Genomic DNA, 14,814 nt, shown 5'->3' on the forward strand with positions numbered 1-14,814 from the left:
ATGAAGTTGACCTTGCCGTCGTCATCGATGGCGCCAGGCGGTTTAGTTCGACAGGAGCGGTAGACATATGGCGAGGACGGGAAGAGTTCGATGCGAAACCGATCTATACCATGTGACGATTCGCGGTTGCGGTCGTCAGATCATTTTTGAGGATGCGGTGGACAGAAACTTCTTTCTCGATCGTTTGGAGCTGCTTGCTGCGCAAGAGCGCGTCGATGTGATTGCGTATTGCCTTATGGACAATCACGTGCACATCGTTCTGTTCGATCCCGAAGGAGACCTCGGTGTGTTCATGCAGCGACTCTGCTGCGTGTACGCAAGGTACTTTAACGAGAGGCACGACCGGTCTGGCCACTTGTTCCAGGGAAGATACTCGAGCGCTGCAGTTGAAGACGTGCGCTACCTACTTACGGTCGTACGTTATGTTCACGATAATCCCGTCAAGGCGGGGGTCTCAGGGCGTGAGTGTTATCAATGGAGCAGTTATCGCGGGTATGTCGAGAACAAGGGCTTTGTTTCACGCGGTCTGGTGTACGAGCTGATAGGTGGCGCGGCGAGGTTCGTTGAGTTTTCCTCTTCTGAAGACAGCTGGCGTGATTTGGCCCGTGTGATGCACTCCGATGGGGTTGGAGTTCTGGAGGTTGCCCGTACTGCCCTGGGAGGCAGGGACCCACTTGTAATTGGGGCGAGTCCGAGGCCGGAGCGAGACGCTTGTATACGGATCCTCTCCGAGTGCGGATTGAATGTGTCTGAGATTTCTCGCATCACGGGCGTGTCACGCAGGGTGATTTCGCGTGTAGCTGTTCAGAATTAGCCTGCATTGCGATTGTGGTCGACCATGTGCCTGCCTGGCGTCCTCCCCAACGCCCTTGCGGGCGGAAGCGATTTCCTCCTGTTTCGGTTGACGCACCTCGATTGCATGTCTCAATTTGTACCTGTCCCCAATTGATACCGACGGGAGCGGTACATTGATACAAAAAACGCCCCGGCGATGCCGGGGCGCTGCGTATGCAAGCAAACGTTTGTCCAAAGAGGGGAGTGCTTAGGAGCGGGCCACCTTCTGGGCCTTGAGGCAGCTGGTGCACACGTTCATCTTGCGACGGACGCCGTTCACGACGACGTACACGCGCTGGATGTTCGGACGGAACTTACGGTTGGAGACGCGGTGGGAGTGGCTGATGGAGCGACCAGCAACGGGGTGCTTACCGCAGATTTCGCAAACTTTGGACATGTCAGTGACCCTTCTTAGGCGACCGAAAATGAGGTCGCGTGAACAAACAGCAATGAACTATACCATAGAAGCCCATTCATGTGCGGAATCTCCACAATGAACGAGAAGTGTGCGCTCCGCGGCGTGGGATGCAGCGCGCGGACCACATTATACGGCCGTCATGTGCGTGCGCAAGTGGTTTGACCTCCACCTTTGACAGATAGTTATGAGGTACCTAAATTGTTGAGCTTTTATGGAATGGGGCTCTTACGGTTTCAGGGCGCATGAGATGGAGAAAATACCGTTCGCAAATTTCGTCGTTTGAGTTGTAAGTGCGTTTGGGGGAGGCACCGGTGAAGATATTCAGGTTCCTGAGACATCACAAGGCCAATCTCGCGTTGGCGCTCGCGCTACTTATGGTGCAAGCATATTGCGAGCTCACGTTACCTTCGGTCATGAGTGAGATCGTCGACACCGGCATCAGCCGGGGAGGCATCGAGGATGTGGTGCCCAACCGCATCACCTCCGATGACCTTGGCGATGTCGAACTCTTGCTGACGCCCGGTGAGGTCAATCGCGTCGAGGCGCTCTATTCGAGTCCCGATGCCGATGGCGTCCGCATATTCGAAGGGAATCTTCGGGACCGTGATGAGATCAAGGGCTTTTTGGGAGAGGCCGAGATGATCGCATTCATGCTCGAGCGCGGTGTGCCGGTCGACTCCGTGGTTGAAGATGCACGCGAGGCGGCCGCGCTTAAGGCCGCGGTGGGCGATACCATAACCATCGATACGGTCAGGGCGCTTGCTGGGGCACAGGCAGATGGGTCGCCTGATTCCACGCTGTTCGATCCGTCGGCCATTCGGGCTGGCCTGCATCGCGCACTCGGCGCGGACGGCGGGGCCGTTGTCGCCTCCCAGGCCATCGAGTTCGTCAAATTCGCTTATGAACGCGCCGGCTTCGACCTTGCCGGCGTTCAGACCGATTTTCTCGTTCGCGAGGGTGCACGCATGTTGACGTACGCGGTCGTTGCGGCGCTGTGCGCCATCGCGGCCGCGTATAACGCATCGCGTACCGCGGCTCGCATCGCTCGCGATCTTCGCCATGATGTGTACGAGCGCGTCCTGTCCTTCTCGCCCGCGGAGATGGGGCGTTTTTCGGAGGCCTCGCTCATCACGCGCGCCACGAATGATATTCAGCAGGTGCAGATGGTGTTGGTCATGTGCATGCGCATGGTGCTGTTCGCCCCCTGCATGGGCGTTGGTGCGGTTGTGAAGGTCATAGGGTTCGGCAGCACGGGGCTTCAGTGGATCATCTTAGTTGGTCTTGCCGCCATCATGGTGGTCATCGGCGTTCTCATGGGCCTCACCATGCCGCGTTTTCGCAGGATGCAAGAGCTCGTGGACCGCAACAACCTCATCGCGCGCGAAATCATCACCGGTGTCATGCCGATCCGGGCTTTTGGACGCAGCGATAGCGAGCGCAAGCGTTATGACGAGGCCAATCGCGAACTCACCGGTACTTATATATTCACGAATCGAGCGATGTCCTTCATGATGCCCGTGCTGATGATGCTCATGAACATCATCTCGGTGGCCATCGTCTGGTTCGGCGGCCACGCCGTGGACGCGGGCGGCATGCAGGTTGGCGACCTCATGGCGTATATGAATTACACGATGCAGGTGATTATGTCCTTCATGATCATCACGATGGTCGCCGTTATGCTGCCGCGCGCCGACATTGCCTCTGAGCGCATCATGGAAGTGCTTTCAACCGAATCGAGCATCGTGGATCCCGCACATACGCTCGAGGGCCCGCAGAGTCATATAACCGCCGACGGTGAGCGCGTCGACTGGAGCGGCGTGCTGAGCTTCGATGACGTCTCGTTCACCTATCCGGACGCCGAGGCTCCGACGCTGGAGCATGTCAGCTTCACCGTGAAACCGGGGCAGACGCTCGGCATCATCGGATCAACGGGGTCGGGCAAGACCACGCTCGTCCAGATGATCCCTCGTTTGTACGATGCGACCGCGGGGTCCATCACGGTCGACGGGGTCGATGTGCGTCGTATGTCTCTGCATGAACTTCGCTCGCTCATCGGCTATGTCCCGCAGAAGGGCATGCTCTTCTCGGGCGATATCGAGGGCAACATCGCCTACGGCGACCCCGATATGGCTCATTCGGATGTCGAGCGCGCCGCGCGGATCGCCCAGGCCTCCGAGTTCATCGATGCCAAACCGGATGGCTATGGCTCCGCGATCGCTCAGGGCGGCTCAAACGTTTCCGGGGGTCAGCGGCAGCGCCTATCGATTGCGCGAGCGCTTGCGGTCGATCCGAAGATCCTCGTCTTTGATGACAGTTTCTCCGCGCTCGATTACAAGACCGATGCCGCGCTGCGCGCGGGACTGTCCCATGAGCTGCACGACGCCTCCGTCGTGATCGTCGCCCAGCGCATCGCGACCATCATGCACGCCGATCAGATCTTGGTGCTCGATGATGGTCGCGTCGTGGGGCAGGGCACCCATGAGGAGCTGCTCCGCGCATGTGAGTCGTATCGCGAGATCGCGATGAGCCAGCTTTCCTCAGAAGAGCTCGGCCTGGATGAAGGGGAGGTGCGCTAGCATGCCCGCACATATGCGTCACGGCCACGGTCCCACGACCGAAAAGGCTAAAGATTTCAAGGGCGCCGTTGTAAAGGTCGTGCGCTATATCGCGCACGATAAGCTGGCGTTGTTCGTCGCCATTGCGTGCGCGGTGGGCTCGGTTGCGTTCAATGTCATGGGGCCGCGCGTGCTCGGTGAGGCGACTACGGAGCTGTTCCGCGGCATCGCCGCGAAGGTCGGCGGTACGGGCGGGGTCGATTTTGCGCTTATCGGCCGCATCTTGGCCACTGTTCTGTGCATCTACATCGCCTCCTCCGCCCTCAGCTTGGTGCAGGGCTGGCTCATGACGGGCGTCACGCAGCGCGTTTGCTATCGCTTGCGCCGCCAGATCATCGAGAAAATCGATCGCATGCCCTTGGCCTATTTCGAGCGGGTCAGCACGGGCGATGTGATGAGCCGCGTGACGAATGACGTCGATACGCTCGGCCAGTCGCTCAACCAAAGTGTCACGCAGCTGATCACCTCGGTGGCGCAGCTGATCGGCGTGAGTGTTCAGATGCTCTCCATCTCCGTCGCCTTGGCGGGCGTCACGTTCCTGACCATACCGCTGTCGCTGCTCGGCGTTGTGTTGGTCGTCCGCGCGTCGCAGCGCCATTTCCGCCGCCAGCAGGTGTTCCTCGGTTCGGCGAACGGCATTATCGAGGAGAGCTTCGCTGGCCAGACCCTTATCCAGGCTTACAACAGGGCCGAGCGGGCGCTCGGGGAGTTTGATGAGGTGAACGAAAAGCTGTACGAGTCGGGTTGGCGTGCACAGTTCCTCTCCGGCGTTATGCAGCCGATCATGGGCCTCGTCGGCAACCTCGGCTATGTCGCCGTGGTCATGATGAGCGCCTTCCTCATGATCTCCGGCCGCATCACGGTCGGCAATGCGCAGGCGTTCTTCCAGTACATCCGCAACTTCACGCAGCCCATCACGCAGCTTTCCCAGGTATCCAATATGCTGCAGATGCTGGCCGCCGCCGCTGAGCGTATCTTTGAGTTCCTGGACGAGGACGAGGAAGATGACCCCGTGCCCCTTTCCGAGTCTCTTCGCGCCACGGGTTCTGTTGAGTTCGATCATGTAAGGTTCGGCTACATCCCGGAAAAGACCGTCATTCATGATTTCAACTGCTCGGTCGAGCCCGGGCAGACGGTCGCCATCGTTGGCCCCACGGGTGCCGGAAAGACGACGCTCATGAAGCTCCTCATGCGCTTTTACGATGTGAACGCCGGCTCGATTCGCGTGAACGGCGCCGATGTCCGTTCGCTGCCGCGCGAGGACCTGCGATCGAATTTCGCGATGGTCCTGCAGGACACGTGGCTGTTCAAGGGCAGCATCCGGGAGAACATCCGCTACGGCAACATCGAGGCCGATGACGCCATGGTCGAGGCGGCGGCCCGCACTGCGCTCGCAGACCATTTCATCCGCACCCTTCCCGGAGGGTATGACTTCGAGCTGAACGAGGACGCCTCCAATGTCAGCCAGGGGCAGCGCCAGTTGATCACCATCGCACGCGCCCTGCTTGCAGACCGCCCGATCCTCATTCTCGACGAGGCGACCTCCAACGTCGACACGCGTACCGAGGAGCGCATTCAGCGCGCCATGGACATCCTCATGGCCGGCCGCACGAGCTTCGTCATCGCACACCGCCTTTCCACCATCCGCTCGGCGGACGTGATCTTGGTGCTGCGCGACGGCGATATCGTCGAATCCGGCTCGCATGAGGAGCTGCTCGCGAGGGGTGGTTTTTACGCCGAGCTGTATAACAGCCAGTTCGATGAGGGGGCGGATGAGTAGGCGTTCCTCGTGTGCGCCGTCTGTTTTGTCTGTGCCGGAGCGCGCGGAGTTGTAGAATACTCGGATGTATGCTCGATACGCCGACGCGCTCGCGCGGAAGGAGAACCTCATGACTGAACCGATCGCCGGGACCCTGAGCGTCTCGAACGAGGTCATCGCCGATATCGCCGGCTACGCCGCCATGTCTTGCTATGGCGTCGTCGGCATGGCCGAGCAGATGCAGGGTGCTGAGAGCGTCCGCCTGCTTCCCGGGCAGCGCCTGCGCAAGGGCGTGCTCGTCACCACCACCGAGTCCGGCCTGACTGTCGACCTGCACGTCGTGCTCGAGGCGGGCGTCAACATGCGCTCCGTGTCCGACAACCTCTCCAGCTCCGTGGCATTCACGCTTTCCGAGATCGCCCAGATCGATCCTGCGAGCCTCAAGATCGCCATCCACATCGACGGGATGAAGTCCCGCTTCTAGGCGCCCCGCGCCCTCCTGCATTCACGAGACGAAAGTGCCAGAACAGATGATTGCAAAGACCATTCGAACCTGTTTCCCCATCGCCGTCGCGGCCGTTGCCGACAAGGCTGAGGAGATCAACAAGCTCAACGTGTTCCCGGTTCCCGATGGAGACACCGGCACCAATATGTCCCTCACGCTCCAGTCCGTCGTGAAGGAGCTCGCCGCACTTTCGGTCGACGCGGACATGGACGGTATTGCCGGCGCCATCACCCACGGTTCCCTTATGGGCGCCCGCGGAAACTCCGGTGTCATTACCTCGCAGATTCTGCGCGGTGTAGCCGAGGGCCTGCGTGAAGCCGGGGAGCCCATCTCCTCCGCCGATATCGCCTCTGCGTTCCGTCGAGCCGTCAAGGTCGCCTTCCAGGCGGTCCGCAAGCCTATCGAGGGCACCATCCTGACCGTCCTGCGCGACGTGTCCACCAAGGCCGACGAGTGTGAGAAGCGCCGCATGAGCGTTGAGGAGACGCTGGACGCCCTTGTGGTCGAGGCATATCAGTCCGTCGCCCGCACGCCCGACCTGCTGCCCGTCCTCAAGGAGAACGGCGTCGTCGATTCGGGCGCTTTCGGCTTCGCCGTCTTCCTCGAGAATTTCGTGGCTGCCGCTCTCGGCCGTACCTCCAAGGTCGAGAACTTCTCCGCCACCTTCGAGGCCGACACCAACTCCGCCAAGGCCGGCGCGCTCGACCGCGTGAAGATCGAGGCGAACGACGACTGGGAGGGCTCCGAGTTCCGTTACTGCAACGAGTTCCTCTTCAAGGCTGAGAAGCCCTTCGACGAGGACGAGGCCCTGAAGTTCCTCGGCTCTATGGGCGATTGCGAGCTGCTCGTTGGCGCGTATCCCGACTACAAGGTTCACGTTCACTCCAACACTCCCAACCTGGTGCTCGAGCACATGCTTCAGTTCGGTCAGGTCTACGAGGTGTTCATTCACAACATGGATCTCGAGGTCGCCGAGCGCACCGCCAAGATTCACGCCGATCAGGAGGCTTCCGCCGAGCCCGCCAAGCCCCTGGGCTTCGTGGCCGTCGCCGCCGGTTCCGGTGAGGCCGAGATTCTCGAGTCCCTTGGGGTCGACGTCGTCGTTTCCGGCGGTCAGACCATGAACCCCTCCACCGCCGACCTTCTCGAGGCCGTTTCTCGCGTGAACGCCGAGTCCGTTATCATCCTGCCCAACAACGGCAATATCCGCATGGCAGCCGAGGCCGCTGCGAGTGCGTGTGAGGACAAGCATGTTTACGTTGTGCCCACCAAGACCGTTCCGCAGGCGTTCTCTGCGCTCTTCGCCGTCATGCCCGACATGCCCGTCGAGGATCTCGTCGAGGCGATGACCGAGGCCAAGGCCTCCGTCCGCGACGGCGAGGTCACCCGCGCCGTCCGCGATTCCCAGGCTTCCGATGGCGCCCCCATCCATGACGGTGACGTTATGGGCATCATCTGCGATTCGATTGATATCGTGGGCTCCGACGTGCATCAGGTCACGCTCGATTGCATCAATCGCATGATGGATGAGGAAGAGGGCGATGCTCTCACCATTCTCGCCGGCCAGGACATGTCCGACGAGGATTTCGAGAAGCTCATCGAGGCCATTGAGGAGGCCCAGCCCGATCTGGAGATCGACGCCCATCGTGGCGAGCAGCCCCTGTATCCCGTCATCTTCTCCATCGAATAGGTTTTCGATCGCATGGCCGCAGACCTGAGTGTCCCGCGCGCTTCTGCCCGCCTGTCGCGGGCCTGCGCGCTGTATGAGGATGTAGCGCGGCTCAAATATGTGTCAGGCACACGTGAGGAGGCCCTCCGCCGGCTCGGTATCGAGCGGGTGGGGGACCTCCTTTCCCATATCCCGTTTCGCTATCTCGATTTCACGCGGGCGTATACGATTGAGAGCGCTCCGTTGGGAGAGGTCTGCACCATCGTCGGTACGGTCGATAAGGTTTCAAACCGTCCGACTTCTAAGCCCGGCATGACACTCACCGAGGTGTTTCTCGTCGACGAATCGGGTGTGCTGAAAGTTGCCTTTTTCAAGCAGCCCTGGTTGGCTCGTGAGTTTGCCCGCGGCGACCGCCTTGCGTTGATTGGCAAGATGGAGTTTGCCTATGGGTTCAAGCAAATGGCATCACCTCACTTCGAGAAGCTCGATGGTGGGGGAGCGCGTGCGGGTATCCAGCCGGTTCACCGGGTGACAGACGGCATATCCCAGGCTTGGATGCGTCGCATAGCGTCGGTTGCTCTGGAACAGGTCGGTGTGTTCTGTGATCCCGTGCCCGCCCCACTGCGCGCCCGCAGGCAGCTTATGAGCCTTTCGCGGGCCCTGCGTACCATCCACTTCCCGCGACTTATGAACGAGGTGCAACTCGCTCGTCGTCGCTTGGCATATGACGAGCTCATGTACCTGCAGCTCGCGCTGCGCCTTCGAAACGACGGCGACCTTCTCGACGTCGCGCCGTTTGCGCACAGAGTGGGCGCTCGCGTGCGTGCCATGCGCGAGGCGCTGCCTTTTGCGCTCTCGGATGAGCAGGAGGCCGCGGTCTCCGATATTCTCGGCGATATGTGCGATGCCGGGCATGTGATGAACCGACTGCTCCTCGGCGATGTTGGCACGGGCAAGACCGCCGTGGCCTGCGTCGCGCTCGCCTGCGCGGCGGATTCGGGTAATCAGGCGTGCGTTATGGCGCCCACCGGCGTCCTTGCGCGTCAATATGCCGTCAAGAGCGGCCCGCTCCTCGATGCCGCAGGGATATCGTGGGCACTGCTCACCGGCTCGACGGCCGCCTCGGAGCGCTCGTCCATACTCGAGCGCGTCGCATCCGGTGCGCTCGACGTGGTGTTCGGCACCCATGCCGTCCTCAACGACGACTTGCGCTTCAGGCGCCTATCGCTCGTGGTCATTGACGAGCAACATCGCTTTGGAGTGGGTCAACGCAATGTCCTGCGAGGTAAGGGGCCTGGTGCTGACCTACTTGTCATGACGGCCACGCCGATTCCGCGTACGCTGGCGTTGTCGGTCTACGGTGACCTTGATACGAGCATCATTCGCCATCGTCCCGTGCCGGGTGCGGGCGTTTCGACGGTCGCACTCGAGAGCGGCAGTCGCGACATCGCGTATGGGGCAGTTCGAGATGCCCTGGCCCAGGGCCGGCAGGCCTACATCATCTGCCCGATGGTCTCCCCGCAAGATGCGCCCGAGCAGCTCGACGACGTTCCCGGGCTCGACATCGACGAGAGCGGCCGCGCACGACAGGCCGTAACCCTGCACGATGTCGAGACGGAGGCGATCGATATTCGCCGCCTCATACCCGGCGCACGCGTCGAGGTGCTGCATGGCAAGATGGCGCCAAAGGCGAAGGACGATGTCATCGACAGATTTGGAAAAGGCGAGATCGATATTCTCGTCTCGACGACCGTCGTCGAGGTCGGCGTCGACGTGCCCAACGCCACCGTCATGCTCATCGAGAACGGCGAGCGGTTTGGTTTGGCCACCTTGCATCAGCTGCGCGGTCGCGTGGGACGAGGGTCGAATCCCGGCACCTGCTATGTCTTGACCGAGGTTAGGCCCAAACGCGGATCTAAGTCGCCCGCGTGGGAGCGCCTCCAGGCGCTGGCAAAGACCGATGACGGGTTCGAGCTCGCCGAGATGGACCTCAGGCTCAGGCATGAGGGCGAGATCCTCGGCCTGCGCCAGCACGGCGGCGTCGCGCTGCGCTTCGTCGACCTCGATGCCGACACCGACCTTATCGAAGCCGCCCATGAGGACGCTGAGGAATTGTTGCGATACTCCCGCGATTTGACTGCTTGCGCTACCATGCCCATGCGCCATGAAGTCATTGCGCGCTATGGAGATGTTTTCAAGGAGGTAAGCGGCGGATGAGGATCGTTGGAGGGGAGTGGCGCGGCCGTCCCATCGATAGCCCCAAGGGGCGCGATGTGAGCCGCCCCACGACCGATCGCGTGCGCGAGGCCATCGCCTCGATGCTCGAGAGTGCGCTGTCCGAAGGTATCGAGGGCTCCCGCGTGCTCGATGCGTTTGCCGGTTCGGGTGCGCTCGGCCTTGAGGTGCTTTCTCGCGGTGCAGAGCATGCCGTCTTTTTCGATCTCGATCGGTCGGCCGCTGCTCTTGTGAAGCGAAACCTCGCCAAGCTCTCATGTGCCCCCGCTCGCTTTCAGGTAATGTGCGGTGACGTGATTGCATCTGCCCGCCGCGGACGCGTCCCAGGCGGGCCGTTCGATGCGGTTCTCATCGACCCGCCGTATGCACTCGGTTCGCAGCCGGCCATCGATCTTGTCGAGGCCTTGCGTGGACATGGCCTGCTCGCCGATGGAGCAGTTGTGATGTTCGAGCGCACCTCCTCGACCCCCGCCCTATCGATCGTAGGGTTCGAGACGGTCAAGGAGAAGCGCTACGGGCATACGTGCATCGACCTGCTGCGCATGGAATAGGAAAAGGTATGACCAAGAAGATTTCGCACGTGTTGGTGCCTGGCACCTTCGACCCGATCACCTTCGGCCATATGGATGTGGTTCGCAGGGCCCTGCGCATTTGTCCGCGAGTGACGGTCGCCGTGGCCGAGAGCCTGGGGAAGAACGGCGTGGGCACGACGTTCACGCTCGATGAGCGCGTCGAGCTCGCGCGCCGCGCCCTGGACGGCATGGGCGGCGTCGACGTGATGCCGTTTACGGGACTGTTGGTCGATTTTGCGCGGGAGGTGCAAGCCGACGCGGTGGTCAAGGGCCTGCGCGCCATGACCGACTTCGAGTACGAGCTGCAGCAGGCCGACCTCAACTATCGACTGGATGCCGGCCTCGAGTCCATTTTCGTCATGAGCTCGCCTGAGTACGGGTATCTGTCCAGTTCGGTGGTCCGTCAGATCGCCTCGTTCGGGGGAGAGGTGGACACGTTCGTCCCGCCCTGCGTGGCGGCGGCCCTCAAAGAGCGATTTTGTGGTCTACCAGCCGCAATCTGAAATTTACACAGATGTGGTACCATGAATCGTTAGAGTAATCAGCAGAAAGGAGACCCTCATGCCGGTCGATAACCTCCCGGGTGAGCGCATCGAGAGCTTGGTCGATGAGCTCGAGGGCATTATCGAGGAGGCACGTCCGCCGTTCGGCAAGGGCGCGCAGCAGAAGATCATCGAGACAGACGTGTTCTTCAACATCCTCGATGAGATTCGCATGAGCTATCCGGAGGAGTGGCAGAAGTCTCGCCGCATCATCAAGGAGCGTGAGGAGCTGCTCGCAAGCGCCGCCGCCCAGGCGGACTCCATCATCGCCGATGCCCAACAGCAGGCGCTCACCATCGCCTCTGAGCAGGAGATTGTGCGTCTTGCCCAGCAGCAGGCCGACGATATCCGCGATCGTGCCAACCAGTATGAGCGCGAGACCCGTTACGCTGCCGAGGACTATGCCGAGCAGGTCTTCACGCATCTGGAGGAGAATCTCAAGAGCTTGACGGGCACCGTTTCCCGCTGCCGTCAGCAGCTCAACGATAGCGCCTCCCAGAACCAGGGTCAGGGCTGGTAGCCATGAGTTGCCTGGGTTCCGTGACGGTCGACCTGTCTGACAAGCTCGAAAACCCCGGTGAGTCGTTGCCGGTTTCCGGTCACATCGATGTCGATGCGTATATGGTGGGCGATAAGGAGCTCGCTCTGCCCCACGGTGCGAACTATGATGTCGTTTTGACCAACGCCGGCGATGGCATCCTCGTCACCGGTATCGTGCGTGCGGATGTGACGGGGGAGTGCGACCGCTGCCTCGAGACCGCCGCGTTCGAAGTCTCCGGTGAGATCGAGGAGTACTACCTCTTCGAGGAGCCCTCGGATCCGGAGGAATATGAGGACGGCTTCGAGCTCGTGAGCCCCGACCGCGTGATCGATCTTGGCGAGGCTATCTCGGATGCCGTTGTGATGGACACGCCGTTCGTCGTTCTGTGTCGTCCCGATTGCGAGGGTCTGTGCCCGACGTGCGGTGCGAACCTCAATGACGGCGACTGCGGGTGCGAGAAGCAGTCCGAGCAGGCTTGGGTCGATTCCGAAGAGAATCCCTTCGCGGCCCTTAAGGCCCTGAAGTTCGATGACTCGAATGATGAGTAACCGTAATTTCTGGGGATTGTTTTTAATATTTTGTGTGTAACGGTGATTTCTGCTACTATCAATGCTTGCGCGTAATCGCCGCCAGTTATGAGTTGTAAGGAAGGTCAACATGCCAGTACCTAAGCAAAAAAAGGGTCGCGCTAAGACGCACTCTCGTCGTTCGACGAACATGAAGATCAACGCTGCTTCCCAGTCCACCTGCCCTCGTTGCGGTGCCGTGAAGCTCCCGCACCACGTGTGCGGCAACTGCGGTTTCTACAAGGACCGCGAGGTCATCGTCGTCGAGTAAACTCGACTGGCGGTTACGTTGAGTTTCATAATGGCCGGCTCGTTGAGTCGGCCATTTCTGTTTAGAGAGGCTACGTATGAGCGATGTTCGCATCTGCGTCGACGCCATGGGCGGAGATGAGCCGGCAGAGGTTGTTCTCGCGGGTATCGAGGCCGCCCTTGAGGCTGATCGTTCCTTGACGGTACTCGTCGCGGGCCCCGAGGATGTCGTTGTTCCGTTCTGCGACTCCCATGAACGCGCCGAGTCCCTCGTCGCGCCCGATGTGATCACCATGGAGGACGATCCGATCAACGCGGTCATGACAAAGCGCAAATCGTCTATCGTTCTGGGGTGCCGCGCGGTCAAGAAGGGCGCGGCCGACGGCTTCTTCTCCGCCGGGTCCACCGGCGCTATCACCGCGGCGGGCACCGCCTACGTCACCCCGTTCAAGGCCGAGCGCGACGGCAAGAAGACTGCCATTCGCCCCTGCCTCACAAATGCTCTACCCAACCGCCGCGGCGGTTTGACTGTCATGTGCGACATGGGCGCCAATCCGGATGTCGAGCCGTGGGATATGGTTCGGTTCGCCCAGATGGGCGCTGCCTATGCGGCCTGTGTCCTCGGCGTCGATGAGCCGAGCGTCGGTTTGCTGTCCAATGGCACGGAGGAGCACAAGGGCAGTGCCTTCACACAGTCCTGTTATCCGCTCATGGCGGAGCACGTTCCCGGTTTTGCCGGCAACTGCGAGGGCGGGGATATCATCAGCGGTTCGGTCGACGTTGTGGTATGCAACGGTTTCGACGGCAATATCGCCCTCAAGTCCATTGAGGGTGCGGCCAAGTTCATGATGGGCGAGCTCAAGGCCGGCATGACCGCGAATCTCAAGGGAAAGGTCGCGGCCTTGCTCATGAGGGACAAGCTGCGCGCTCTCAAGCACAAGCTCTCCGGCGATGCCAAGGGCGGGGCGATCCTGCTCGGTCTGCGCGGCGTGGTCATGATCGGCCATGGCGCAACGAGCGCAGAGGCGGTAAAGAACGGCACGCTTGCCTGCGCGGAGGCGGTGCGCGCATGCCTCGTCGAACGCGTCCGGGAGTCCATGGGACTCGAGGCGTAGCGTCATTACACCCAACGTACCTTCCCCGGCTCTTCGCTTGTTCGAGGGCCGGGGTTTTCATACGTCGCTCTTGTGGCCGCGCACGTTTTGTTGAAATGCGAACCTTGCGACGCTTTCCGTGTACACGGGCCGAGGGCGTTGCTTGGGGTAGAATGAGCACCATATGTGCAAGGTCGGCACTGCGCCGGCCAATCGGAAGGGAGCTATTCATGGCACTCGATCGTAATGATATTTTCGCCAAGGTGTGCGATATCGCGTCCGATGTCCTCGGCGTTGAGGCGGACGAGCTGTCCGAGGCGACCACCTTCGATGACCTCGATGCGAATTCCCTCGATCGCCTGCAGCTCGTCACCGCTATGGAGGATGAGTTCGACATCGAGATCGACGACGACAAACTGATGTCCATCAACTCCGTGGCCGAGGCCATCGACGCCATCGCTCAGACCCTGGGGGAGTAGGTTTTGTCCATCGCGGATAAGCTCGCGCTCGCGCAGGAGATCTGCGGTCACGAGTTCACTGACGTACAACTGCTTCGCAGCGCCATCACGCACCCCTCGGCTGTTGAGGGGGAGCCCGTCTCGGCCTCTTACGAGCGCCTTGAGTTCTTGGGCGACTCGATTCTCGGTTCGATCGTCGCGCTCTCGCTCTTCAAGACCTACGGGGCGTTCGACGAGGGCAAGCTCACCCGTCTCAAGGTATCGCTCGTCTCGGGCGCCACGCTTTCCGAAGTCGGACTCGAGCTGGGGATCGACAAGATCATCATCCTGGGCGCCTCCGAGCAGGGGACTGGTGCTCGCGGCATGCACTCCGCTCTCGAGAACGTCTACGAGGCCTTGATCGGCGCCCTGTATCTGGACGGCGGTTGGGATGTCGCCGAGGCCTTCATCACGCGCACGCTCAAGCCCCATCTGGCCGATGAGCGCGCCGAGCACCCGTCCAATCCCAAGAGCTATCTGCAGGAGTGCGTTCAGTCCGACCGCATGGACCCTCCTGCCTACAAGGTGATCGGCGAGGATGGACCGGCACATCAGCCGACCTTCACCGCCGTCGCGCTCGTGGACGGCATCCGTCGCGGGCGCGGCACCGGTTCCTCCAAAAAGGAGGCCGAGGCGGCCGCCGCTCTTGATGCCCTCGAGCGCATGGGCTACACCACCAACGGTGTCATCTTGAAAAAGAAACTCGGGTAGCAGGGGG

The 14,814-nt window shown here is 61.1% G+C and carries 15 protein-coding genes; 14 read left to right on the forward strand and 1 reads right to left on the reverse strand.

Going from position 1 to position 14,814, the window contains the following annotated elements; genetic code table 11:
* Positions 1 to 67 precede the first annotated feature (67 nt).
* Positions 68 to 814 (forward strand): transposase, encoded by a 747-nt coding sequence (locus tag AOBCEHNH_RS08170; protein ID WP_152063059.1) that lies wholly within the window; start codon positions 68 to 70, stop codon positions 812 to 814.
* Between the two features lie 228 nt (positions 815 to 1,042).
* Here AOBCEHNH_RS08170 and rpmB read toward each other — a convergent pair whose 3' ends face one another.
* Positions 1,043 to 1,231: a 50S ribosomal protein L28 gene (rpmB, locus tag AOBCEHNH_RS02700; protein WP_006721280.1), complete on the reverse strand. Its 189-nt coding sequence runs from the start codon at positions 1,229 to 1,231 to the stop codon at positions 1,043 to 1,045.
* 332 nt (positions 1,232 to 1,563) lie between these two features.
* On the opposite strand from rpmB, the gene AOBCEHNH_RS02705 reads away from it, so the two are divergent.
* The 13 genes from AOBCEHNH_RS02705 (at position 1,564) to rnc (ending at position 14,807) form a co-directional block, all read left to right on the forward strand.
* Positions 1,564 to 3,828 (forward strand): ABC transporter ATP-binding protein, encoded by a 2,265-nt coding sequence (locus tag AOBCEHNH_RS02705; RefSeq protein ID WP_152063060.1) that lies wholly within the window; start codon positions 1,564 to 1,566, stop codon positions 3,826 to 3,828.
* A gap of 1 nt (position 3,829) precedes the next feature.
* Complete coding sequence (locus AOBCEHNH_RS02710; RefSeq protein ID WP_226803214.1) at positions 3,830 to 5,647, forward strand: ABC transporter ATP-binding protein; 1,818 nt, start codon at positions 3,830 to 3,832, stop codon at positions 5,645 to 5,647.
* A 109-nt stretch (positions 5,648 to 5,756) separates the two neighbouring features.
* Entirely contained in the window at positions 5,757 to 6,110 is a 354-nt protein-coding gene (locus AOBCEHNH_RS02715) for an Asp23/Gls24 family envelope stress response protein (protein ID WP_182281915.1), read from the forward strand.
* A 46-nt stretch (positions 6,111 to 6,156) separates the two neighbouring features.
* Positions 6,157 to 7,821, forward strand: coding sequence for a DAK2 domain-containing protein (locus AOBCEHNH_RS02720; RefSeq protein WP_152063062.1), 1,665 nt, complete (start codon positions 6,157 to 6,159; stop codon positions 7,819 to 7,821).
* Between the two features lie 12 nt (positions 7,822 to 7,833).
* Positions 7,834 to 10,017, forward strand: coding sequence for an ATP-dependent DNA helicase RecG (locus AOBCEHNH_RS02725; RefSeq protein WP_152063063.1), 2,184 nt, complete (start codon positions 7,834 to 7,836; stop codon positions 10,015 to 10,017).
* Entirely contained in the window at positions 10,014 to 10,586 is a 573-nt protein-coding gene (gene rsmD, locus AOBCEHNH_RS02730) for a 16S rRNA (guanine(966)-N(2))-methyltransferase RsmD (protein ID WP_152063064.1), read from the forward strand. Before AOBCEHNH_RS02725 ends, rsmD begins: the two co-directional genes overlap by 4 nt.
* An 8-nt stretch (positions 10,587 to 10,594) precedes the next feature.
* Complete coding sequence (gene coaD / locus AOBCEHNH_RS02735; protein WP_006722725.1) at positions 10,595 to 11,110, forward strand: pantetheine-phosphate adenylyltransferase; 516 nt, start codon at positions 10,595 to 10,597, stop codon at positions 11,108 to 11,110.
* A gap of 58 nt (positions 11,111 to 11,168) precedes the next feature.
* The gene (locus tag AOBCEHNH_RS02740) at positions 11,169 to 11,669 is read left to right on the forward strand and encodes an ATP synthase subunit B family protein (RefSeq protein ID WP_006722724.1); all 501 of its coding nucleotides are present in this window, start codon (positions 11,169 to 11,171) and stop codon (positions 11,667 to 11,669) included.
* Positions 11,670 to 11,671: 2 nt separating this feature from the next.
* Complete coding sequence (locus tag AOBCEHNH_RS02745; protein WP_006722723.1) at positions 11,672 to 12,238, forward strand: YceD family protein; 567 nt, start codon at positions 11,672 to 11,674, stop codon at positions 12,236 to 12,238.
* Between the two features lie 109 nt (positions 12,239 to 12,347).
* Complete coding sequence (gene rpmF / locus AOBCEHNH_RS02750; protein WP_039910269.1) at positions 12,348 to 12,527, forward strand: 50S ribosomal protein L32; 180 nt, start codon at positions 12,348 to 12,350, stop codon at positions 12,525 to 12,527.
* 76 nt (positions 12,528 to 12,603) lie between these two features.
* Positions 12,604 to 13,620, forward strand: a complete 1,017-nt coding sequence (plsX, locus tag AOBCEHNH_RS02755) for a phosphate acyltransferase PlsX (protein ID WP_152063065.1) — start codon at positions 12,604 to 12,606, stop codon at positions 13,618 to 13,620.
* A 209-nt stretch (positions 13,621 to 13,829) separates the two neighbouring features.
* Positions 13,830 to 14,078 (forward strand): acyl carrier protein, encoded by a 249-nt coding sequence (locus AOBCEHNH_RS02760; protein ID WP_006722721.1) that lies wholly within the window; start codon positions 13,830 to 13,832, stop codon positions 14,076 to 14,078.
* Positions 14,079 to 14,081: 3 nt separating this feature from the next.
* Entirely contained in the window at positions 14,082 to 14,807 is a 726-nt protein-coding gene (rnc, locus tag AOBCEHNH_RS02765; RefSeq protein ID WP_006722720.1) for a ribonuclease III, read from the forward strand.
* The last annotated feature ends 7 nt before the right edge of the window (positions 14,808 to 14,814 follow it).

This window comes from Collinsella intestinalis (assembly GCF_902501455.1).
In the GTDB taxonomy this organism is placed as follows: Bacteria; Actinomycetota; Coriobacteriia; order Coriobacteriales; family Coriobacteriaceae; genus Collinsella; species Collinsella intestinalis.